We start from the raw sequence: 23,350 nt of genomic DNA, 5'->3' as shown, positions 1-23,350 counted from the left end.
CACTCGGCTCAGCCTGCGGACGGCGTGCGGCGCGGGCCGCGGTTCGGGCGTCCCTGGCGGTATCCGCCGCCGTGCCCGCGGTCGCCGCCGTAGCCGCCACCGCGGCGCGGACGCTGCGGGCCGCCGAAGCCACGCGGGCCACCGCCGCGCCGCGGACCGGAGTCGCGCGGCCGGTCGACCACCGGGACACCGCTGGGCTCGCGGGCACCGGTGATCCCGGCCAGCTTCTCGTCGCCGGGGCGGACCACCAGGTTGTCGGCGCGCACGCCGGCCCGGTCGGTCATCCGGCGCACCGTGCGGCGCTGGTCCGGCGTGATCAGCGTGACCACCGTGCCCGACGCCCCGGCGCGCGCGGTGCGGCCGGCGCGGTGCAGGTAGTCCTTGTGGTCGGCCGCCGGGTCGACGTGCAGCACCAGGCTGACGTCGTCGACGTGGATGCCGCGCGCCGCGACGTCCGTGGCCACCAGCACGGTGGTGTGCCCGTCCCGGAAGTCCTGCAGGACCCGGTTGCGCTGGCCCTGCGACTTGCCGCCGTGCAGCGCACCCGCCCGCACGCCGCGCTCACGCAGCCGGTCGGTCAGCCGGTCGACGTGGTGCTTCGTGCGCACGAACATGATCGTGCGGCCCTCGCGGGCACCGATCTCGGTGACCACCGACTGCTTGTCCTGGCGGGAGACCTGGAACACGTAGTGGTCCATGGTGTCGACGCTGGCGGTGGCCGGCGCGACCGAGTGCTCCACCGGGTCGTGCATGTAGCGGTTGACGAGCTGCCCGACGTCGCCGTCCAGCGTCGCCGAGAACAGCAGCCGCTGACCGTCGCGCGGAGTCAGGTCGAGGATCTCCCTGACCTGGGGCAGGAAGCCCATGTCCGCCATCTGGTCGGCCTCGTCGATCGCGATGAAGTCGACCTCGCTGAGGTCGGCGGTGCCCTGCCGGACGTGGTCCGACAGGCGGCCCGGCGTGGCGATCAGCAGGTCGACGCCGCGGTGCAGCGCGTCAGCCTGCCGGGGGAAGGCCATCCCGCCGACGGCGGTCCGGCACCACAGGCCCAGCGCGCGGGCCAGCGGGGTGAGCGCGTCGCTGACCTGCAGGGCCAGCTCACGCGTCGGAACGAGGACCAGGCTGCGGGGTTTCCGCGACCTGGCCTTCCCGCCGTCGAGGCGGGCCAGGAGGGCCAGCCCGAAGGCGAGGGTCTTCCCGGACCCGGTCTGCGCCCGGCCGAGCACGTCGCGCCCCGCGAGCGCGTCCGGCAGGGTCGCCGACTGGATCGGGAAGGGTGCGTCGATGCCGGCCTTGCGCAGAGCCCCGAGGAGGGGCCCTGGCAGGTTCAGGTCGTCGAACGACTGCACGGTGGAAGTGGACTCAAGGGTGATGCTCACGCACTGCCTCTCGGACGTGGTGGTACGTCTCAAGGGAGGCCCGGTGTGCCTGCGCGCAGGCAGGCGGAAGACAAGTTCGGCGGGCTTTCACAAGGACGAACCCGGCGCGGCTGCGCCATCGGTGGTGTGTCCGCGTCCATGAAGGGGGCGACCCGAATTCACGTCGCCCGGTTGCGGACTGTGATCAGACTACCGGAAGACCGTCCGGGACCTCACGTCAGCCCCGCCCGCTTCCGCAGGTCGATCGCCAGGTCAGCGGCCTCGACCTGCAGTCCCCGCGCGGTGAACCACGCGGCGATGTTGCGGACGTCACGGGTGAGGTACTCCGTTCCACTCGGATTGGCCACCACGTCGACCACCTGCGGCAGGTCGATCAGCACGATCCGGCCGTCGTGGACGAGCAGGTTGTAGGCGGACAGGTCTCCGTGTGCGAGCCCCTCCGAGGCCAGGACGTCGAGCGCCCCGAGCGTCTGGAACCACAGGTCCTCCAGTTCCGCCGGCCCGGGCCGCAGCTGGGCCAGGCGTGGTGCCGCCGTGCCGTCGGGATCGCCGACGAATTCCAGCAGCAGTTCGGTGCCGTCCCGCTGCACCGGGTACGGCACCGGCACGCCGATCGTCCACAAGCGACTGAGCGCGGCGAACTCGGCGACCGCCCACTGCTCCGCGATGAGGTTGCGGCCGAACGAGGAACGCTGCGCCATGGCCCGGTTCTCCCGGGACCGCCGCATGCGGCGGCCTTCGAGGTACCCGGAGTCGCGGTGGAACTGGCGGTGCTCGCTGGAGCGGTAACGCTTCGCGGCGAGCAGGCATTCCCTGCTGCCATCCGGCAGGCCGCGGCGCACCAGGTGCACCTCGGCTTCCTTGCCGGTCTTGAGCACGCCGAGTTCGGTGTCCACGGCGGCCAGATCGGTGACCACCCAGGCCGGACGCGGATGCGGACCGTGTTCGGCGCTGTCCCAGGTCGAATAGCGGTCACCCCCGCCGGGGATCTCGGGTTCGGCGTAGTCGTCTTCGCGCATCCGGGCGAGCCGGTTGCGCTCGTCCTGGGTCAGGCGGCCGCCGCGGACCGGGTTGACGTCGTCGAAGCGCGGACGACGGCGGCGTGAGCGAGGCGTGAAATCTTCGGAATCGTGCTGGCGCACTGGTGGGTCTCCATCGGCTGAGGTGCCCCACCGGCGCCGTGACGTCAGGCGGGCGGGGCGGGTGGACGTGCGGGGAGGGCAGCGCCCAGGACAACGAACGACACGACGCACCTCCTCACTTCACACCGGGCCCAGCGCTCGGCACTGCCCAGAGCATGCCCGCGGCGGCGGTGTGGCCGCAACCGAATAACAGGCAGACTGGCGGCATGCGTGTCGTCGTGATCGGCTCCGGGATCGCCGGGGCGAGTACCGCCCACCAGCTCGCCCGCCGGGGCGCCGACGTCGTCGTGGTCGACGCGGGCAGGCCGGGCGTGGCCACCGCCGCGGGTGCCGGGATCGTGTGCCCGTGGACGAGCCGCCGCGGCGACGACGAATACCGCTTCGCGGCGGCGGCCGCGGCGTACTACCCGGACCTGATCGCGCAGCTGGCCGACGACGGCGCCGGTGACACGTCGTTCGAGGTGGTCGGCGGCATGATCGTGTCCGCCGACGAGCGCGAGCTGGACGAGGCGTACCAGCGCGTCAGCGAGCGCGCCGCCGGGGAACCCGCCGCCGGTGCGGTCGAACGGCTCGACCCGGCGCAAACCCGCGAACTGTTCCCGGCGCTCGCCCCGGACCTGGCCGCGGTGCACGTCTCCGGTGGCGGCCGGGTGGACGGACGGCGCCTGCGGCAGGCGCTGCTCGACGCGGCGGTGGCTCGTGGCGCGCGGCTCGTCCACGGCGTCGCCGAGCTGACCCCGCGCGGTGTGCGGGCCGCGGACGAGGATCTCGCGGCGGACCGGGTCGTGATCGCGGCCGGCGCGTGGACCGGGGACCTGCTGCCCGCGCTTCCCGTTGCGCCGCAACGGGGCCAGATCAGTCATTTCGAACTGCCGGGGACCGACACCGGCCGCTGGCCGGTCGTGCAGCCGGTGTCCAGCCACTACCTGCTGGCCTTCCCCGGCTCGCGGGTCGTGGCAGGCGCGACGCGGGAAACCGGTTCGGGGTTCGACCACCGCGTCACCGCGGCGGGCCAGCGTGAGGTGCTGGACCACGCCCTGACCGTCGCGCCGGGACTGGCGGACGCGACCCTGCTGGAGACGCGGATCGGGTTCCGGCCCGCTTCACCGGACGGGTTGCCACTGCTCGGCGCGCTCGAAGACCGGCCGGACGTGCTGCTCGCCACCGGGTTCGGTCCCGGCGGTCTCACCCAGGCGCCGTTCTCCGGGCACCTGATCGCGTGCCTCGCGCTCGACGCGGAGGTGCCGGTCGACCTCACGCCCTACCGGCCGGAGCGGTTCACCGGTCGGTGATGAGCTCCAGCTCCTGCTCGCCGACGCGGTCGAGCGTGATGCCCGCCTTCTCGGCCGCCGCGATCAGACCCTCCACAGTGGAGGGCTCGCGGGAGGCGGTCGCGAGCGCCGCGGCGAGCTTCCCCTTGTATGCCTTGTTGAAGTGGCTCACCGTCTTGCCGCCCGCGGTGACCACGCGCACGGTGATGGCCCGCGGGACGCGGGCGAGCGCGGCGTAGGCGCCGGAACGCAGGTCGACCACCAGGCCGTCCACTTCGGCCAGTGCGGGTTCGAGCGCCGGCCGCCACAGGGACCGCAGGGTGCCGAGTGCGGGCAGGGACGTGCCGCCGGAGAGCCGGTAGCCCGGGATGCGGTCGTCGCCGCGCGCGATGCCGAACAACGCAGAGGCGACGGCGAGGCGGCGGTCCGCCTTCGCGCGGGCGGCACGACCGAAGCCGCCGTAGTCCAGCGCGTCGTACAGAACGCCGGTGTAGCGCTCCAGTGCCGGCAGCGTCGGTGAGCTCCAGAGCGCGGCGTTGCGCGCGACCTCGTCCCCCTGTCGCCGCGACAGGCCCAGCACGTCGAGGCTCGAGGGGACGTCGTGGGCGAGGTCGACCACGGCGTCGGCGAGTTTGCGCCGCAGGGGGTTCAGCTCGGGGAACGACAGCTCGTCGAGCCGCAGTGGCGGACCGTCGCCACCGGGAGCCTTGGTTTCCGAAGGGGGCAGCAGCACCAGCACGGCTGGCAGGGTAACTCGCGGTCAGCGCACGGTAAGCAGGCGGTCAGCGCACCGCGCGAAGCTCGGGGCATCCGGGACCACGAGGAGCGTGACCATGAGCAGGACCGTTCTCATTTCCGGCGCGAGCATCGCCGGACCGTCGGTGGCCTTCTGGCTGAACCGGCTGGGGTATTCGACCGTCGTGGTCGAGCGGGCGCCTGCCCTGCGCGAGGGCGGGCAGGCCGTCGACTTCCGGGGCGAGCAGGTGACGGTGCTGCGGCGGATGGGGGTGCTGGAGGAGATCCGGGCGCACCGGACGTCGATGGGGGAGCAGCACATCCTGGACGCGTCGGGGGACCGGGTGGCGAGCCTGCCCGCGTCGATGATCAGCGGGGAGGTCGAGATCCAGCGCGGGGACCTGAGCCGGATCCTCCACGACGCGACGAAGGAGCGGACCGAGTACGTGTTCGGCGACTGGATCACCTCGCTGACCGAGACCGCCTCGGGAGTCGAGGTGACCTTCGCGCACGGCTCGCCGCGCACGGTGGACCTGGTGATCGGCGCGGACGGCCTGCACTCCGGGACGCGGGCGCTGACGTTCGGGCCGGAGTCGGAGTTCCGCACCGGGACGGGGTACGCGTTCGCGGGGTTCAGCGCGCCCAACCACCTGCGGCTGGACCACACGGGGCTGATCTCCAACGTGCTGGGGCGGGGCGTGATGCTGTCCGCGCGGGAGCCGGACCGCCCGGCGAGCGTGGGCCTGGTGTTCGCCCTGGACGGCCGGGTCGTCGACCGCAAGGACGAGTCCGGGCTGCGGAGCATGATCGCCGCCGTCTACGCGGGGGTGGGCTGGGAGGTCCCGCGGCTGCTGGCGGCGCTGCCCGGGGCGGACGACCTGTACTTCGACGAGCTGGCGCACATCACCCTGCCCGGCTACCACCGCGGCCGGATCGCACTGGTCGGCGACGCGGGATGGGGCGTTGGTCCCGGCGGCGGTGGCACCGGGCTGGCGATGATGGCGGCGTACGTGCTGGCCGGTGAGCTGTCCGCCACCGACGGCGACCACGAGACGGCCTTCGCGAGGTACGAAGCGACGGTCCGTCCGGCCGCCGAGGCGGGCGCCAAGCAGGCCAAGAACACCGGCTCGTTCCTGGCGCCCCGCACGGCGCGCGGACTGTGGTTGCGGAACCAGTCGCACCGCATGCTGACGACCCGGTTGTTCTCCGGGATGTTCGACAGGATGACCGTGAAGGCGGCGAACACCCTGAGGTTGCGGGACTACGGCATCTGAGGTCCGCGCGGGGTTCGTGCGGACACGACCTGACCGCCCTTTCTGCGGTGGCCGCGTCAGGGCCTGTTCGGGTGGGGCCTGCTCCGCGTTTCGGCCGCGCCGCTACGCGACGTGCGATCGCAGGTGCTGCACGATGTCTTCGTAGGGCATCGCCACGGCGCGGTCGTAGACGGTGGCGAAGGCGTCGGCGCCGAGGAGCTTCTGGCAGCCCGCCGCGACTGCCGCCACGTCCTGGTCGCCCGGGTAGGCCATACCGCGCAGCGCCACCGCCATCCCCAGCAGCCCGGCGGCCTCGCCGGCGTCTCCGTCGAGCAGCGTTGCCCCGGCCAGCCCTTCGACCGCGTCGGCGATGTTCGTCCGGAAGTGCTGCGCCAGCGTCGCGTCGAGTGCCTGCCGGTGCCGGGCCCGCGCCTGGCCCGGATCGCCCTCGGCTTCGGCCAGGCGACCCAGCCCGGAGAGGATCTGTGCCCCGGCCGCGTCGGCCTGCCAGTCCGTTCCCACCTCGCGTAACGCCTGTTCGTAGTACTCCCGCGCTTCCGCGAGGTGACCGCGGTGACGTGCCAGCTCTCCGAACCCGCGGTTGGCCATGGCGAGCGGGGTCAGCGCGCCGGAGCGGCGCGCCAGCTCGGCCGCGCGGTGGTAGGCGGTCTCGGCGTCGGTCAGGTCGCCGTCGCGCAGCAGGCGGTCCCCCCGCCGGTACCACAGCTCAGCCAGCTCTTCGGTCGCGTTGAGCCGGCCCAGCAGCTCCATCGCCTCGTCGATCAGCGCCAGCGACCGGTCCGGCTCCCCGCGCAGATCGGCGAGCGCCGCGAAACCGTCCAACGTCTGGGCGATGCCCCACCGGTCACCGACCTCGCGGAACAGGGCGAGCGAGGCGCGGAAAGCCTCCTCGGCGCCCTCGAGGTGACCGTTGTACAACCGGACGTAACTCGTCGAGAACTGCCACAGCGCCTGGAACCACGGATCTTCCGTTCCGGTCAGCTCCCGTTCCAGTCCGCCCAGCTCGCGTGCCCAGTCGGTCGGGGACGGAGGCCCGGCGAACATCGCCCAGTACACGAGCAGATAGGGCTGCTTCACCGGCCACGTCAGCGAGGACATGATCGACTCGACCCGGCGCAGGTGCTCGTCCAGGCCCGGTGGGCCGGTGGGTGCGGCGTTGAGCACGCACAACGCGTACTCCTCGGCGAGATCGCCGGGAGGTTCCGCCGGGAGGCCCGCCAGCAACCGTGCGGCGAGCGGCGCGATCTCGGTGCGCACCCCCTGCATGCGCCAGTACGACGAGAGCGCCCCGACGAGCCGCAGCGCCAGGCGCGTGTCCACGTCGATCGACCACCGCAGCGCGGCGTGCAGGTTCGCCCGCTCGGCGGTCAGCCGCGCGAGCCATTCGACCTGTTCGGCGCGCCGCAAGTAGGAGTCGGCCGTCCGGGCGAAATCGAGGAAGTACTCGGCATGCGCGCGAGCCAGTTCGTCCCGCTCGCCCGATTCGTCCAGCTGTTCCGCGCTGAAGGCCCGGATGGTCTCCAGCATCCGGTACCGCCCGGCGGAGCACTCGACGAGCGACTTGTCGACAAGACCGTCGAGGAGGTCTTCGGTGTCCGGTTCGGACAGTCCACACACGCGTGCGATCGCGTCACCGGTGGCGCCGCCGGTGAAGACGGCGAGCCGTCGGGCCAGGTCCCGTTCGTCCGGTTCGAGCAGGTCCCAGCTCCAGCTGACGACCGCGCGCAGCGTCTGGTGCCGGGGTGCCGCGGTGCGGCTGCCCCGGGACAGCAGGCGGAAGCGGTCGTCGAGGCGGGCTTCGAGCTGGTCGAGCGACAGGGTCCGCAGCCGCGCGGCGGCCAGTTCGATCGCCAGGGGCAGGCCGTCGAGTGCCCCGCAGATCCTCAGGACCCGTTCGGTCGAGTCGTCGTCGAGGTGGAATCCCGGGCGCACCGCCGCCGCTCGTTCGGTGAACAACCGCACCGACGGGTAGTCCGCGGCTTCGGCGGGGCTGGCGCCGGGTGGCGGGGACTCCAGCGGAGGAACCGGGCACAGCGCTTCGCCGGTGATGCCGAGTGGTTCGCGGCTCGTGGCGAGCACCCGCAGCCCTGGGCACGCCGTGAGCAGCCGGTGGGCGAGGCGCGCCGCGTCGGTGACGACGTGCTCGCAGTTGTCGAAGATCAGCAGCATCGGCCGGCCGGTGAGCGCGACCTCGATCCGGCCGACCGGGTCCGGCGCCGCGCCCGAGGCCGGGAAGAGCGCGGTTTCGCGCAGGCCGAGTGCGGCGAGTGCGGCTTGGGACACGTCGGTTCCGCTCGTGACGGGGGCGAAGTCCACGAAACACACTTCACCGTCCACCCGGACGCCGGTTTCGAGGGACAGGCGGGTTTTTCCCGCGCCGCCGGGGCCGGTGAGGGTCACCAGGCGGTTGGTGTCCAGCAGGGTGGCGATGGTGTCGAGTTCGCGTCGGCGGCCGATGAAGCTGGTGAGCTGGCTGGGTATCCGGGGTGGTTCGGGCGGGGGTTCGGCGCGCAGCAGCGCGAGGTGGGCGGAGGCCAGTTCCGGTGACGGGTCGGCGCCGAGTTCGTCGGCGAGGGTGCGGCGGGCGTCTTCGAAGACGGCGAGCGCTTCGGCGTGGCGACCGTTGGCGGCGAGTGCGCGCATGAGCAGCACGCGGAGTCGTTCGCGCAGCGGGTGGGCCGCGCACAGGTCGGTGAGTTCGCCGATGACCGAGCGGGAGTCGCCGAGCGCGAGGTCGGCTTCGGCGCGGTCCTCGATGGCGGCGATCCGCAGCGCGTCGAGGCGGACGGCCTGTGCCTCGGCGAAGGGCGCCTCCAGGACGTCGGCCAGTGCCGGACCGCGCCAGAGGCCGAGGGCGTCGTGCAGGAGTTTCGCGGCGTGGGCGTGCTCGTTCGCGTCGAGCGCGGCGCGGCCTTCCCTGGCGAGCCTGGTGAACCGGTGGGCGTCGACACGGTCCGGTTCGATCGTGAGCCGGTAGCCGGCGGGATGGGACTCGATGCGGGCTTCGTCGCCCAGTTTGCGGCGCAGCCGGGACACCTGGGCCTGTAGCGCGTTGGCGGCGTCGCCGGGCGGGTCGTCGCCGTAGAGGCCGTCGATGAGCCGGCCGGTGCCGATGACGTGTCCGGCGTCGAGCAGCAGGAGTGCGAGGAGGGAACGCGGCCGTGGCCCGCCGAGGGGCACCGGGTTCCCGGCCGCGGACCGCGCCTCGACGGGACCCAGGATGGCGAACCACACGCTGCCGATTGTGGCGCATCCGGCTCCGGACGGGGTGAGGCTGTCCCGCGTCTCGCGGGCCGCTGCTTTACTTCACGTATGGAACCTGGGCCGCTGACGCTTACCTACGCCGTGGCTTCCGACGTCGGGCAGCGACGCGAAGCGAACGAGGACTCGGTCTACACCAGTCCGCGTCTGCTTGCCGTCGCCGACGGGATGGGTGGTCATGTGGCCGGTGAGGTCGCCAGTTCGGGCGCGATCGGGGCGGTCGAAGCGCTGGACGAGCGCTTGGCGGCCGAGTCGGGGAAGGCCGATGTGGAGACCCTGGCCGGTGCGGTGACCGACGCCGGGCGGCGGCTGCGTGCGCTGGTCGAGGAGGACAGCGGCCTGCAGGGTATGGGCACCACGCTGACGGTACTGGCGTGGGACGGCGCGTCCTTCGCGGTGGCGCACGTGGGCGACTCCCGCGCGTACCGCTTGCGGGCGGGCGAGCTGGTGCAGGTGACGCGGGACCATACGGTGGTCCAGGAGCTGGTGGACCAGGGCCGGATCTCGCCGGAGCTGGCAGGCAGCCACCCGCAGCGCTCGGTCCTCACCCGAGCGCTGCAGGGCGCCGGCGAGCCGGAGCCGGACCTCTTCACCCTCGACGCCCAGGCAGGCGACAGGTACTTGATCTGTTCCGACGGTTTGTCGGACGTGGCCTCGCCCGCCGAGCTGACGGAGGTGCTGGCGACCGTCACCGACCCCGAAGCGGCCGTGCAACGCCTCGTCGACCTGGCCAACGCCGGCGGCGGCCCGGACAACATCACCTGCGTGGTCGCCGACATCGCGCAGGGCTGAACGCGGCCCTGCGGCAGTCAGTGGTAGCGCCGCGCCGCGGCGGAAGGTCCTGCCGCGGGCTCGTGGCAGGGAGTGGTGGCACGGCCCGCTCGGGGAGTGGCGGCGGGCTCGTGACGGGGAGTGGCGGCGGCTCGTGACGGGGAGTGGCGGCGGCTCGTGGCGGGAGTGGCGGCACGGCCCCCTGTGGGCGGTGTGGGTGCAGCTCGGCGTCGGGGCGTGGTGTGCACCACTCGCCCCCGGAGCGCGGCGCGGGGCGCACGCAGCCCCGGCGCGGTGAGTGTGCTCCACTCGGCCTCGCCGCGGTGGTTCGGCCTCGGCGCGTGACCCGGCCTCGCCGCGTCACCCGGCCTCGACCTCGACCTCGACCTCGGCCTCGCCGCGTGGCTCGGCCTCGACCTCGGCGCGTGGCGCGTCGTGTGCTCCGCCTCGGCGCATGGTGTGTCTGCCCTGCGGCGGGCGGGCAGGGTGCGGGGCAGTGGTCTGCCCACCCCCGCACCCCGGCCGTCAGGCGGGAACCACGCTCACGCGACGGTGCTCGACGTCGACGCTCGCGATGCGGACCTCGATCGGCGAGCCGGACTCGGCGGCCGTCGTCGGTTCGGGGCGCGGCAACAACCCGGGAACGCCCGGTGGCAGTTCGACGAGCGCGCCGAACGGCACGACCCGCGTCACTGTCGCGGTGATGGTGCCGCCGTCACCGAAGCGCGCGAGGAAATCCCGCCACACCGACTGGGAGATCTGGTACTGGGACATGGTGATCACCTCCTTTCGCGTCGTCGCAGGGAGAGGGAAGAGCGCTTGGAGGCGGCGGGCCGCGGGCGATCACGGCCTGGCCGGGAGTCCCATCAGTGTACGGCGCGAGGCCGACCCGGCAGTCACGACACCGAGGCTGCAACTGTGGTGCGCAATGCTCAATCCTCCTTTCTGTCGTAGGGTTTCCGTCATGCTTCCCGCGGACCCGGACCGTCTCTGCCCACGGCCGCAGCTCGTCCGCCCGGAGTGGTTCGAGCTGAATGGTTCTTGGGGTTTCGCTTTCGATGACGACGATCGCGGCCTCGCCGACCGGTGGTTCGAGAGCCCCGATCCGTTCGACCGGACGATCACGGTCCCGTACCCGCCGGAATCCGAACTGTCCGGCGTGCACGCCACCGAACCGCACACCGTGGTCTGGTACCGGCGCGAGGTCGACACTCCGACGGTCCCGTCCGGGCACCGGCTGGTCCTGCACTTCGCCGCGGTCGACTACACGGCATCCGTGTGGGTCAACGGAACCCACGTCGGTGGACACGAAGGCGGTCAGACCCCGTTCGCGTTCGACATCACCTCCGCGATGCGCGCTGGTGGTCCGCAGGTGATCGTCCTGCGAGCCGAGGATCGTCCGGACGAGGGCACTCAACCCCGGGGCAAGCAGGACTGGCATCCCGCGCCGCACGACATCTGGTACCACCGCACCACCGGGATCTGGCAGCCGGTCTGGGCGGAGGTCGTACCCGCCCTGCACCTACGGGAACTGCACTGGACCCCCGAACCGGCGCGCGCCTCCGTCGCGTGCGAAGGGGAACTTTCCGCAGTGCCCAGGGAGGCTGTCACCGTCCGTGTGGCGCTGAGGCTCGGTGCGGAAATCCTGGCCGAGCAGTCGGTGCGGGTCGCCCACCGGCGGTTCCGGTTCGACGTGGCCGTGCCCGCGCTGCGGCACGGTCAGGACCGGTCCCGGCTGCTCTGGTCCCCGGAAAACCCGGTGCTCGTCGACGCGACCGTGGAAGTGCACACCGCCGAAGCGCCCTCCGATGTGGTGACCAGCTACCTGGGGCTGCGCGACGTCGGCGTCGCCGATGGTCGTTTCCTCCTCAATCACCTCCCGTACTACCCGCGAATGGTCCTCGAACAGGGCTACTGGCCGCAGTCCCACCTCGCCGCGCCCGATGCGGTCGCTTTGCGCCGCGAGGTCGAACTCATCAAAGAGCTCGGCTTCACCGGGGTTCGCGTGCACCAGAAGGCCGAGGACCCGCGGTTCCTCTTCTGGTGCGACCGGCTCGGCCTGCTCGTGTGGGGCGAGACCGCGAACGCCTACGAGTTCGCCCCCGAATCCGTCGAACGCCTCACCCGGGAATGGCTGGAGATCCTGAGGCGGGACCGCAGCCACCCGAGCATCGTCACCTGGGTGCCTGTCAACGAGAGCTGGGGCGTGCCCGACCTCGCCACGACTCCCGCGCAAGCTAATTTCGTGCGATCCCTTTACCACCTCACCAAAAGTGTCGATCCCACCCGTCCCGTCGTCGGCAACGACGGCTGGGAAATCACGGAAGCCGACATCGTCGGTGTCCACGACTACGCACCGACGGGCGCCGCACTGTCCACTCGCTACGGTGACGCGCAGGCGATGCGCGACACCCTGTCCACCGGCCGCCCCGGCGGGCGCCCACTTCTGCTCGGCGACATCGACGCCGCCCGGCCCGTGATGCTGACCGAGTTCGGCGGCCTCTCCCACACTCCCGCCGAGGGCGAGAAGTGGTTCGGCTATTCGACGGTGTCCGACACCGACGAGCTGGTCGCCCGCCTCGACGAACTGGCCACCGCCGCCCTCTCCTCGCCTGTTCTCGCCGGCTTCTGCTACACCCAGCTGACCGACACCGAGCAGGAACGCAACGGCCTGCTCACCGCCGACCGGACTCCGAAGGTCGACCCGCTTCGCGTCCGCGCAATCCTCAGCCGTCCCGCGGCCGCCTTCCCGCCCGAGGACCTCAACGCCTACCGGGACCGGACCTGAGCGGAGGAACGACCGCCTGCGAGCAGCAAGGCCCAGAGTTCCGGGGCGGGCCGGTCGTCAGCGCACCACCGCTCATCCGCGAGCACGCCCGCGCCAAGGTGTGTTCACAGAGACCGAACCAGGACGCCGTCCGGGGACCCGCGGGCGCACCGTGTGCCGCGGCGCGCCCGCGGGCGGGAACCGCCATGGGGGAGCGGAACCCGGACCTGCACCCACCCGGACTCACGTCCCCAGGAGCGAGCGGGCAGCGGTCCCGTCTGTGGGGATCGGCGTCAGCTGTTGTCCCAGATCTGGATCGCCCGCACGACGAACGGTGCGTCCGGCACGAACGTCCCGCCGCCCGGGTAGGTGGTGAAGTCGCCCTCGGTCGAGCAGTCCTCGCCCTGGTACACGGTCACTTCGCGGTCCAGCCGGTTGACGAACGACCGGGCGTCGCCGCCGAGCGGGATGCATTCGCCGGGGTTGGCCGTGCGAAGATCGAGCAGTTGCACCGCGCCGCCGTAGAAGTCATCCGACCACGCGCAGAACTCGCCCTGCTCGCAGCCGCTGTCCGCCGGGGCGGTTTCCGCCTCGGCGATTCCCCCGGCGGCCAGCAGTCCCAGCGCGGCCAGCACCAGGGCCTTGGGCAGGTACGCGCGAGTTCTCCCGAGAATGCCGAACATTTCTCATCTCCCCTGTGAGTTTCCCTGTGGTAGCCGCACTTCGCGGTCCGAGATCCACAATGTCGGGTCGGGGCGATCTTGTCATCACGCATTTCTACTTCTGTGGATAAGTAGCCTCCACTAACTCTTTCGGGCTCGTCCGAACGGACTTGTCCACAGGGTTCCGAACTCGTCCTTGCCGAAAGGGGGAAAGTTCTGCTATTTGGCGGGACCGGTGGAACCGCGCACCACGAGTTCGACGTCCAATGTGGTCGCTTTCGGCGCGCGCTGCCCCGCGAGCAGGAGCAGGGCCAGTTCCCCGGCCAGCTGTCCCTTGCGCACCAGGTCCTGTCGCACCGTCGTGAGTGGAGGGTCTGACCACGCTGCCGGTGGCGTGTCGTCGAACCCGACGATCGAAAGGTCCTCCGGCACCCGCAGGCCGCGCTGACGTGCCACCGCCATCGCGGCGAGAGCGAGCTCGTCCGACATGCACAGCAACGCGGTGGGCTCGCGGTCGAGCAACCTCGCCGCGCCGGGCGCCGCAGCCTCCCGCGACAACCCGGAGACCTCCCAGATCGGCACCGAATCCGGCGCGATGTCCCACGCCGCCAGCGTTGCGAGATACCCGGCGAGCCGCTCGCGGTTGTCGCGGAACCGGCTGGCCGCCGCCTCGGCCGTCGTCAGCGGACCGCCCCGCGGCTCGGACAGGCACTGCGCGGACAGAATCGCGAACCGCCGGTGTCCGAGTTCCAGCAGATGCCGGGCCGCGGCCGTCGCGCCGCCGCGGTCGTCCGTTGACACCCGGGCCGACCCGGGCACGACCGGCTGGTCGATCACCACGAGCGGCAGCCCGCGCTGCCTGACCGCCCGCAGGGCCGGGGCGTTGTCCGCGAGGGAGTAGGCGACCGCGAGGTCCGCCTGCGCGGCGAGCACCCGGTCTGCCCGCGGACCGCCGTCGTCGCCGCCCGGCAGGAGGAGGAGCGCGTGCCCTTCGGGATCGACCCGGCTCGCCAGCGCGTCGAGCGTGATCGACAGGGCCGGGTCGGAGAAGGCTGCGGACAGGCCGGTGTCGAGCATGAAAGCGATCGCGCCCGCACGCCGGGTCGCCAGGCTGCGGGCGACCGGGTTGGGGCCGGCGTAGCCGAGCCGCTTCGCCGCGCGAAGCACCTCGTTCCGCAGGTCCGCGGAGAGCTGGTCGGGGCGGTTGTACGCGTTGGACACCGTCGCCCGCGAGACACCCACCGCGTTGGCGACGTCGTCGAGCGTCGGGCGGCGCCGACGGCTACCGGTCATCGGCGCAGTCTAGACGGGCCGAAGGAGCGGTTGACCTTCTGAAGCGCTTAAGTCATTGTGGGACAGGGTGAAAGGGGTGACCGTGGTCGGCGACCGGGTTGCGGTGATCGTGGTCTTCGCGCTCAACGGCGCGGTGTACGGCTCGTGGGCGCCGCGCGTGCCCGCCCTCGCCGAGCAGGTCGGGGCGAGCCCTGGCACGCTCGGGCTCGCCCTGCTCGGCGGCACGGCCGGGCTGCTCCTGGCGGCGCCCCTGTCCGGGCGGCTGTCGGAACGGTTCGGCGCGCGTGTCGTCATGCTCGCGGCCACCCTGCTGTCCTGCGTCGTGCTCCCGCTCGCCGGGCTCGTCGGGTCGGTCGCGTCGCTGGCCGTCGCCCTGTTCGGCCTCGGGTTCGCCAACGGGGCTCTGGACGTGGCGATGAACATCGGCGGGGTCGGCGTCGAACGCCGCACCGGCCAGGCGATCATGCCGGTCTTCCACGCGGGGTTCAGCTTCGGCGGGCTGGTGGCCTCGGCCGCGGCCGGGCTCGCCGCGGCGCAGCACTGGTCGCCGTCCCGGCACTTCCTCGTCGCCGCTGTCGTCACGGCGCTCGCGATGGCCGCTGTCTACCGCGGCCTTCCACGGGCGGTTCCGCGGTCCGGGCAGCCGGAGCCGAAGGCGCGCAGGGCGCCGACCCGGCGGCCGGTGCTCTGGCTGCTGGCGGCGGTGCCGTTGTGCTCCGCCGTCGCCGAAGGTGCCAGTTCGGATTGGTCGGCGTTGCTGCTGGTCACCGAGCACGGGGCGGGCCAGGGCGCGGCCGCGCTCGCCTTCACCGCGTTCTCGCTCGCGATGGCGGTCACGCGTCTTGGCAGCGCGTGGATGCAACGCCGCCTCGGCGCCACCCGCACTCTCGCGATCGGCGCCGTCATCTCCGGCGCGGGCCTGCTGCTGTCCGCCGTCGTCCCGGTCGCGGGGCTCGCCTTCGCCGGGTTCGTCCTGGCCGGCACGGGGCTGGCCGCCGCGTTCCCCGTCGCGCTGAGCCTGGCGGGCGAGGCAGGGAAACGCGCCGACGGCAGCGGCGGCGAGCGGGAGATCGCGTTCGTCACGACTGTCGCCTACACCGGATTCCTGGCCGGTCCGCCCCTCATCGGCGGTATCGCCCAGGTGACGTCTCTGTCCGCTTCGTTTGTGCTGGTAGCGGTCCTGGCGGCGCTCATCGCCCCGGCGTCGGTCGGTGCGAGTCGCGCACGTCACCGTGAGCGGACCGCTGCCGGACTGCCCGGGTGAGGCAGGCTTACCCTCGACACGTGCCCTCCGAAGTTTCCGAGACCGCGACCCGGCGCCGGGTGAGCGTCTTCCCGCTGCTCCTGGTGTGCGGGATGCTGGCCGCGGTGGTGGCCGTCGCGCTGCTCGCGCTGTCGGGCGGGGCGAGCTACCAGATCGCCGGCCTGCCCGATCCCGGCCTCGTCACGCAGTACGGCGTCGGCGTGGTCAGGGTGCTCGCCGATTCCGCGTCGACCGTGTGCGTCGGCTCGCTGCTGCTCGCGGCCTTCCTGGTGCCGCCCCAGAAGTCCGGTGTCCTGGCCCGTGACGGCTACGCGGCGCTGCGCACCGCCGGTGTGGCGGCATGGGTGTGGTTCTTCGCGGCGCTGGCATCGGTCCTGTTCACGGCCGCGGACGCGGCGGGCAAGCCGGTCACGGAGCTGTTCTCGCCCGAGGTCCTGATCGACCTGGTCGACGCCATCGAGCAGCCCAAGGCGTGGTTGTGGACCGCGGGGATCGCGCTGGTCCTGGTGCTCGGCTGCCGTCTCGCGCTGTCCTGGGGCTGGACCGCGGTGCTGTTCGGCGTGTCCGTCGTCGGGCTGGTCCCGGTGGCCGTCACCGGTCACTCGGCCAGCGGTGGCTCGCACGACCTGGCCACGAACAGCCTGCTCTACCACCTGATCGCCGCGTCACTGTGGGTCGGCGGGCTGGTCGCGCTCCTGGCGCTCGGCTGGCGCCGCGGCGAGCACCTGGCGCTCGCCGCGCGTCGCTTCTCGCGTCTCGCGCTGGTCTGCTGGATCGTGATGGCGGCCTCCGGTGTGATCAACGCGCTGGTTCGGTTGCCGTTGCCCGATCTGCTCACCACCGAGTACGGCCTGCTCGTGGTGGCCAAGATCGTCGCGTTGCTCGTGCTCGGGGTCTTCGGCCAGCAGCAGCGCTCGCGCGGGGTGCGCGCCGTGGTCGACGGTCAGGGCGGTGGGCAACTGCTGCGGCTGGCCGCGGTCGAGGTGCTGATCATGTTCGTCACGATCGGCATCGCGACCGCGCTGGGTCGCACTCCGCCGCCGCAGGACGTCGCGCAACCGTCGACCACGGAACTGCTCGTCGGCTACGACCTGTCCGGCGCGCCGACCCTGCTTCGCCTGCTCTTCGACTGGCGGTTCGACCTCGTCTACGGCACCGCGGCGATCGTCCTGGCCGTGCTGTACCTCGTCGGCGTGCGGAGGTTGCGGCGCAACGGGATCGAGTGGCCCGTCGGCCGCACGGTCGCGTGGCTCGCCGCGTGCGCGGTGCTGCTGATCGCGACCTCCTCCGGCATCGGCCGCTACTCGCCCGCGATGTTCAGCGTGCACATGGGCAGTCACATGCTCCTGTCGATGATCGCTCCGGTGCTGTTCGTACTGGGTGGGCCCGTGACGCTCGCGATGCGCGCGCTGCCGGTGGCCGGCCGCGACGCCCCGCCCGGACCGCGGGAGTGGCTGCTGGCCGCGGTGCATTCGCCGGTCGCGCGCCTGCTCACCCATCCGATCGTCGCGCTGGCCCTGTTCGTCGGTTCGTTCTACGCGCTGTACTTCTCCGGCCTGTTCGACTCGGCCCTGAACTACCACTGGGCACACCTTCTGATGAATGCCCACTTCCTCCTCGCGGGCTACGTCTTCTACTGGCCGGTGATCGGGGTCGACCAGGCGCCGCGCCGCCTGCCGCACCTCGGCCGGCTCGGGATGATGTTCGCCGCCATGCCTTTCCACGCGTTCTTCGGCGTGATCCTGATGTCGAAGCAGACGGTGATCGGCGACAACTTCTATCGCGCGCTGCACCTGCCGTGGGTCTCCGATCTGCTGGCGGACCAACGGCTCGGCGGCGGGATCGCGTGGGCTTCCGGTGAAGTTCCGGTGCTGCTGGTGCTGATCGCGCTGCTCGTGCAGTGGGCGCGGGCGGATGCGCGCGAGGCGAAACGGAAAGACCGCAGGGAAGAGGCCAGCGGCGATCAGGAACTGGCCGCCTACAACGCGATGCTCAAGCAACTGGCCGATCAGGGCAAGCCGCGCCCGTAGCACACGCCACCGACAGTTTTGGCGCCCAGGCCGGATTTCTTCGCGAGTTGTGCACATCACCGCAAACTGTCCACAGATTTCGGCCTTTTTCGCCCTCGTCCCCCGATCGCCCCTTGTCCGGTGCACTCTGGTCGCAGACCGGGAACGACGAGTGAGAAGGAGTGCGGCGATGGCTCTCGGGAAGACGATGACCCGCGGTGGACCTGCCGGGCGGAACGAAGGGTCTCGCGTTCAAGTTGACCTCAAGGCTTTGCCGGGCGGGTGCCGGGCGGGTTCGACGCGGCAGCGGTTCGAACCCGCCATGCCGGTGCGAGTCCACGCGGGGGAGGCTTCCGGCTCCGCGTCCGGAGCGCTGGAGAACCGCCCTGTCCCTGCGCCGCCACGGCTGCGAGACGGGCCGCGCGGAGGGCCGGGGCCGTGATCGCCGGGTGTTCTCCACGGTGACGGGGGGTTGACTGTCCGTCGCGGGATGGTGACCGGCGTACGGGCGCGCGTGACACGGCTCTACGATCGTGGGCATGGCCGAGTTCATCTACACCATGAAAAAGGTGCGCAAGACCGTCGGGGACAAGGTCATCCTCGACGACGTCAGCACCGCGTTCTACCCGGGCGCCAAGATCGGCGTCGTGGGTCCGAACGGTGCAGGCAAGTCCACCGTGCTGAAGATCATGGCGGGACTCGATCAGCCGAGCAACGGCGAGGCGTTCCTCCAGCCGGGCGCCACCGTGGGCATCCTGCAGCAGGAGCCGCCGCTCAACGAGGACAAGACGGTGCGCGGCAACGTCGAGGAGGGCCTCGGTGAGATCAAGGTGAAGCTCGACCGCTTCAACGAGATCGCCGAGCAGCTCGCCACCGACTACAGCGACGAGCTGATGGAGGAGATGGGGCGCCTCCAGGAGGATCTCGACCACGCCGACGCGTGGGAGCTGGACTCCCAGCTCGAGCAGGCCATGGATGCGCTGCGTTGCCCGCCGCCGGACGAGCCGGTCACGCACCTGTCGGGTGGTGAACGCCGTCGGGTCGCGTTGTGCAAGCTCCTGCTGTCGAAGCCGGACCTGCTGCTGCTCGACGAGCCCACCAACCACCTGGACGCGGAGAGCGTGCTGTGGCTGGAGCAGTTCCTGGCCTCCTACGCGGGCGCTGTCCTCGCGGTCACCCACGACCGGTACTTCCTGGACAACGTCGCGCAGTGGATCATGGAACTCGACCGCGGTCGCGTCGTCGGGTACGAGGGCAACTACTCGACCTACCTGGAGAAGAAGCGGGAACGCCTCGAGGTCCAGGGCAAGAAGGACGCCAAGCTGGCGAAGCGGCTCAAGAACGAGCTGGAGTGGGTGCGATCCAACGCCAAGGCGCGCCAGACCAAGTCCCGGTCCCGTCTCGACCGCTATGAGGAGATGGCCGCCGAGGCCGAGCGCACCCGGAAGCTCGACTTCGAGGAGATCCAGATTCCGCCGGGGCCGCGGCTGGGCAGCGTGGTCGTCGAGGTCTCGCACCTCAAGAAGGGTTTCGAGGAGCGCGTCCTGATCGACGACCTGTCGTTCACGTTGCCGCGCAACGGCATCGTCGGCGTGATCGGGCCGAACGGTGTCGGTAAGACGACGTTGTTCAAGACCATCGTCGGTCTCGAGAAGCCGGACGACGGCGAGGTCAAGATCGGCGAGACGGTCAAGCTGTCCTATGTGGACCAGAACCGGGCCGGGATCGACCCGAAGAAGACGGTGTGGGAGGTGGTGTCCGACGGGCTCGACTACATCAACGTCGGGCAGGCCGAAATGCCGTCGCGCGCCTACGTCAGCGCGTTCGGCTTCAAGGGGCCGGACCAGCAGAAGCCGGCGGGCGTGCTCTCCGGCGGTGAGCGCAACCGGCTGAACCTGGCGCTGACCCTGAAGCAGGGCGGAAACCTGATCCTGCTGGACGAGCCGACGAACGACCTGGACGTCGAGACGCTGGGTTCGCTGGAGAACGCGCTGGAACAGTTCCCCGGCTGTGCCGTGGTCATCTCGCACGACCGGTGGTTCCTGGACCGCGTGGCGACGCACATCCTCGCGTGGGAGGGCACCGACCAGAACCCCGCCCAGTGGTTCTGGTTCGAGGGCAACTTCGAAGGCTACGAGAAGAACAAGGTGGAGCGGCTCGGTCCGGAGGCGGCCCGTCCGCACCGGGTGACACACCGCAAGCTGACCCGCGACTGAGCGGGGGAGCCCCGTGCTAGCACGCCGAAGCCAACACGGAAGCGGAGTCGTCTTGGCAGCCACCCAGCACAGCCGATCGGGTTCGCGCTCCCAGGACGGTGGCCGGACCGCGGAGATCGCGGCGGTCGAGCGCCTGCTCGGCCAGGCCGCCCACTTCGAGCTGCGCGCGCCCGAGCTGGCGCTCGTGCTCGGTGAGCGGGCTTCCGCGCTGGCCGAGGGTGCCGGGGCGGAGGAGCTGTGGGTCCGTGCCGAGGGGCTCGCCGTGTCGGCACGGGTCCGGCTCGGGCTGCGAGCGCCGACCGTGGGCCGCGCGGTGGCTGCGCTGCGCACGGCGGAGGACACGGGTGAGACGGTCCTGGCCGCGCGGCTGCGCACCGAACTCGCGGTGTGCGCGCGCAGCGTCGGAGCACCGCTGACCGGGCTCGCGGCGTTGCGGCCGGTGCTCGACGCGCCTGGCTTCGCCGGTGCGCACAAGGCAGCGGCGCTGAGCCAGCTCGTCGGGTGCCTGTCGCAGTTCGGGCGCAAGCCGGAGCTCGACCGGACACTCGCCGAGGCCGACCGGCTGTGCGGGGCGGACGACGACCTCGACGGTGACGGGCGGCTGCTGGCGCGTGGCCTGTTGCGGGTCGCGGTGTCGGCTCACCGCCGTCGGCACGGGGACGTCGTCGGCGCGGCCGACGCGGCGCGCACGGGGCTGGGATTTCTCGAGCAGTTGGAGGATCCGCAGCACGACGGTGGCGTGGTCCGGGGACGGCTCGTGTTGCAGCTGGTGTGCTCGCTGCTGGATCGCGGCGATGGCGCCAACGCGCTCGAGCTGGCGCAGTCGGTGCTGGACGAGCCTGCTCGTGCGGCCTCGGTCGCCCCGGCGGGCTGGCTCCGGATGGCGATCGCCACGCGGGTCCTGCTGCCCTCCGGCAGTGTGGAGGCCGCGGCGCGGATGCTGCGCGACGCGGTGCACGCCACCGAGAGGCACGAGCTGCACGCGCTGACGGCGCGGTTGTGGACCGAGCTGTCACACGTGGAGGAGCGCCTCGGCCGCTTCGCCGACGCGATCGAATGCCTGCACCTCGCGCGCGCGGCCGAACATGTGCACGCGCGGGCGCGGCGGCAGGCCGTGGGGTTGCTCGCGGGTGAGTTCGGTGGGGGCGGGCACGCCGAGGTCGACTTGGACCACGTCCTGGGATCGGTGCCGGCGAGCGAAGGTGCCGCTTCGGTGGCGGTCGCGCCGTTGTCGGTGCCGGAGCCGAAGGTGCCCGCGAGCCGGGAGCCGGGTTCTCCCGCGAAGACGACGGCGGACGCTCCTCAACCGCGGGCGGCCGCGGAGCCGGACTCGCGCTCCGAGAGCAGCCACAGCGCGAAGCCGGGCTGGTCGCTCGCGCCGGAGCCCGCGGACGAGCGGCCGGCGGAGGCCGCGCGTGCGCCGCGGTTCGCGGTTCCGACGGCCCTGTCCGCCGAGCAGCTCGACGGCGCCCGGACATCACCGGTGGTGTCGCGGGCGGATCGAGTGACCGAGTCCGGGACGTCGCGGACGGATGACGCGGCTGGCTCTGCGGTGTCGCGGGCGCGCGGGGCGACCGGGTCCGAAAACCGGGCGGAGGAGACCTCCGGTTCTGGGACGCCGCAGGTGGAACGCGCCGTCGAGCCGACGGCGTCGCGGGGGGATCGGACGACCGCGTTGGAAACATCGCGGGCGGATGGGACGTCCGGTTCCGGGGCATCACCGGTGGAGCCCGCGGTCGAGCCTGTGGTGTCGCGGGTGGATCGGGTGACCGGGGCCGGGACGCCGCGAGCCGAGATCCAGGAGGGTTCGGCGGCCGCGGACCTCGGCGAGAGCCGGGCCGATCGAAGGGGCGAGACCGCGATTTCGTCGCGGCCGGAAATGGCGGTATCGGCGCCAGGTGCTGCGGACGTCGTGGATCCGCGCGAAGATGCTGCGGCGTCGCGGTCGGGTTCGGCGAGTGAGGATGAAGCGTCAGGACCGGAACAGGTCGTCGCGGGATCGCCGTCTGAGCGGGTGGCCGGAATGGCCGCTGGTGCCGGGCATCGCGCTGAAGTCGCGAGCGCGGCGGTGTCCGGGCAGACGGCCGACGCCGTCGGCGCGCCGGGAACTGAAACGGCGAGTCCGGCTGAGGAAGTGGCCTCGCGCGAGGAGCGCTCGGAGTCGAGGATCGCGTCCCGGAAGACGCGGCACGACTCGGAGCACGGGTCGGTCGCCGCACGCAGTGTGCTGGATCGGCTCGGAATCAGTGCCGGGGCGAGTGGCGGACGTCGGCGGGCGGCCGATTCCGGCGACCCTGGCCGTCCCGAATCGGGTGGGCGGCGCCGTGCGGACGACGACGCCGCGGCCCGGCAAGGCACCGACGGGCCGGGCGAGTCGTGGTTGAGCGAGGACGCAGAGCCGGTCAGCCGCGCCGAGATCGCACCGGCCCCGCAAGCCGAGACGCCGGAGGACAAGCCGCGCGCCGAGCACGAGCCCGCGCCGAGTATGCCGGTCGTCGACAACTGGTTGCCGCGCCTGCGGCTGCCGCCGTCGCTGGCGCCGTGGGACGACTTCGCCGACACCGGCAGCGATTCCGGCACGAGTACGTCCGAGACGCCGTTCACGAACGCGCCGGTGCTGCAGGACGACGACCTCGGCGAACCGTTCCGCAGCGACCCGCCCGGCACCCCGGACGACGACCTCCCCGAGGACGCGGGCCTCGCCGACCTGCTCGCCCGCGCACTCGCCGAGCACCAGGCCGGCACCGCCAGCGCGGCGGCGCTCGTGAAGCGGCTCGGCAACCAGTCGCCGGCGGAACCGCGACCCGTCAACGGCCACGGACGCAACGGCAGCGAGCCAGGAAACGGCCGCCACCGCGGCGACGGTTGAGCCCTCGCGGCGCCACCGCTGGCGGCGGTGGGGCTTTCGTGGCCGCCGCCGCAGCGACGGCTGAGGCCTCATAGCCGCCGCAGGGAATGCTGAGGTCTCGTAGCCACCACCGCGACGGCCGAAGCTCGGGGCCGCCACCGTGGCGGCTGGACACTCGCTGCCGCAACCGCCACGACGGCTGAGCCCACGCAACCGTCGCGGTGAAGGCTGAGCCGTCGCCGCCACCCGCGAGCGCGCTCCGGGCAGTCCGCACGCTTCCGATACCCGGCTCAGCCAGCCGATGGCAGGAGCCGTCGTCCGCGGCCCGCGAAACGAGCAAGAGCCGATCGCCGCGCTCAGCGAACGCCTCGGTGGCCGGGCACGGGCTGCGGCACCCGGAACAGGACTCAAGAATCACTCAAACTTTCGGCACCCCTCCCGAGGCACGCGGCGCGGGT

Annotated in this window: 15 protein-coding genes; 8 read left to right on the top strand and 7 right to left on the bottom strand. The window is 72.1% G+C overall.

The genetic code is table 11. The features are described from left to right. Window positions 1-8: 8 nt before the first annotated feature. Both HNR02_RS00765 and HNR02_RS00760 read right to left on the bottom strand, forming a co-directional pair. A complete protein-coding gene (locus HNR02_RS00765) occupies window positions 9-1,379 on the bottom strand; it encodes a DEAD/DEAH box helicase (RefSeq protein ID WP_179771307.1) in 1,371 nt (456 codons plus the stop codon). 212 nt (window positions 1,380-1,591) lie between these two features. Next, complete coding sequence (locus tag HNR02_RS00760) at window positions 1,592-2,521, bottom strand: serine protein kinase RIO (protein WP_179771306.1); 930 nt, start codon at window positions 2,519-2,521, stop codon at window positions 1,592-1,594. Window positions 2,522-2,727: 206 nt separating this feature from the next. Here HNR02_RS00760 and HNR02_RS00755 point away from each other — a divergent pair, with 206 nt between their 5' ends. After that, window positions 2,728-3,813 carry an NAD(P)/FAD-dependent oxidoreductase gene (locus HNR02_RS00755; RefSeq protein WP_179771305.1) on the top strand — a complete coding sequence of 362 codons (1,086 nt, stop codon included), beginning with the start codon at window positions 2,728-2,730 and terminating at the stop codon, window positions 3,811-3,813. Here HNR02_RS00755 and yaaA read toward each other — a convergent pair. After that, the gene (yaaA, locus tag HNR02_RS00750) at window positions 3,800-4,531 is read right to left on the bottom strand and encodes a peroxide stress protein YaaA (RefSeq protein ID WP_179771304.1); all 732 of its coding nucleotides are present in this window, start codon (window positions 4,529-4,531) and stop codon (window positions 3,800-3,802) included. The genes HNR02_RS00755 and yaaA overlap by 14 nt on opposite strands. Before the next feature lie 94 nt (window positions 4,532-4,625). Between yaaA and HNR02_RS00745 the strand changes: the two genes are divergently transcribed. Continuing rightward, window positions 4,626-5,801 carry an FAD-dependent monooxygenase gene (locus HNR02_RS00745; RefSeq protein ID WP_179771303.1) on the top strand — a complete coding sequence of 392 codons (1,176 nt, stop codon included), beginning with the start codon at window positions 4,626-4,628 and terminating at the stop codon, window positions 5,799-5,801. Window positions 5,802-5,903: 102 nt separating this feature from the next. Here the strand turns inward: HNR02_RS00745 and HNR02_RS00740 are convergent, their stop codons facing one another. Continuing rightward, complete coding sequence (locus tag HNR02_RS00740; protein WP_312860862.1) at window positions 5,904-9,035, bottom strand: AfsR/SARP family transcriptional regulator; 3,132 nt, start codon at window positions 9,033-9,035, stop codon at window positions 5,904-5,906. A 78-nt stretch (window positions 9,036-9,113) separates the two neighbouring features. Here HNR02_RS00740 and HNR02_RS00735 point away from each other — a divergent pair, with 78 nt between their 5' ends. Next, window positions 9,114-9,854 (top strand): PP2C family protein-serine/threonine phosphatase, encoded by a 741-nt coding sequence (locus tag HNR02_RS00735; protein ID WP_179771302.1) that lies wholly within the window; start codon window positions 9,114-9,116, stop codon window positions 9,852-9,854. A 504-nt stretch (window positions 9,855-10,358) separates the two neighbouring features. Here the strand turns inward: HNR02_RS00735 and HNR02_RS00730 are convergent. Then, the gene (locus HNR02_RS00730; RefSeq protein ID WP_179771301.1) at window positions 10,359-10,607 is read right to left on the bottom strand and encodes a S1 RNA-binding domain-containing protein; all 249 of its coding nucleotides are present in this window, start codon (window positions 10,605-10,607) and stop codon (window positions 10,359-10,361) included. A gap of 190 nt (window positions 10,608-10,797) precedes the next feature. Between HNR02_RS00730 and HNR02_RS00725 the strand changes: the two genes are divergently transcribed. Then, window positions 10,798-12,621 (top strand): glycoside hydrolase family 2 protein, encoded by a 1,824-nt coding sequence (locus HNR02_RS00725; protein WP_179771300.1) that lies wholly within the window; start codon window positions 10,798-10,800, stop codon window positions 12,619-12,621. Between the two features lie 272 nt (window positions 12,622-12,893). Here HNR02_RS00725 and HNR02_RS00720 read toward each other — a convergent pair whose 3' ends face one another. After that, window positions 12,894-13,283, bottom strand: a complete 390-nt coding sequence (locus HNR02_RS00720) for a peptidase inhibitor family I36 protein (RefSeq protein ID WP_179771299.1) — start codon at window positions 13,281-13,283, stop codon at window positions 12,894-12,896. Between the two features lie 198 nt (window positions 13,284-13,481). Then, window positions 13,482-14,555, bottom strand: a complete 1,074-nt coding sequence (locus tag HNR02_RS00715) for a LacI family DNA-binding transcriptional regulator (RefSeq protein WP_179771298.1) — start codon at window positions 14,553-14,555, stop codon at window positions 13,482-13,484. 82 nt (window positions 14,556-14,637) lie between these two features. On the opposite strand from HNR02_RS00715, the gene HNR02_RS00710 reads away from it, so the two are divergent. From HNR02_RS00710 to HNR02_RS00695, 4 genes are all read left to right on the top strand, one after another. Continuing rightward, a complete protein-coding gene (locus tag HNR02_RS00710) occupies window positions 14,638-15,819 on the top strand; it encodes an MFS transporter (RefSeq protein ID WP_376772918.1) in 1,182 nt (393 codons plus the stop codon). Window positions 15,820-15,911: 92 nt separating this feature from the next. Continuing rightward, entirely contained in the window at window positions 15,912-17,849 is a 1,938-nt protein-coding gene (locus HNR02_RS00705) for a bifunctional copper resistance protein CopD/cytochrome c oxidase assembly protein (RefSeq protein WP_246338655.1), read from the top strand. 518 nt (window positions 17,850-18,367) lie between these two features. Beyond that, entirely contained in the window at window positions 18,368-20,044 is a 1,677-nt protein-coding gene (gene ettA, locus HNR02_RS00700) for an energy-dependent translational throttle protein EttA (RefSeq protein WP_179771295.1), read from the top strand. A 52-nt stretch (window positions 20,045-20,096) separates the two neighbouring features. Beyond that, complete coding sequence (locus HNR02_RS00695) at window positions 20,097-22,913, top strand: hypothetical protein (RefSeq protein WP_179771294.1); 2,817 nt, start codon at window positions 20,097-20,099, stop codon at window positions 22,911-22,913. Window positions 22,914-23,350: the final 437 nt, after the last annotated feature.

Origin of the sequence: Amycolatopsis endophytica (genome assembly GCF_013410405.1) — a bacterium.
GTDB lineage: Bacteria > Actinomycetota > Actinomycetes > Mycobacteriales > Pseudonocardiaceae > Amycolatopsis_E > Amycolatopsis_E endophytica.
This window is presented reverse-complemented; position numbering and strand designations above follow the sequence as displayed.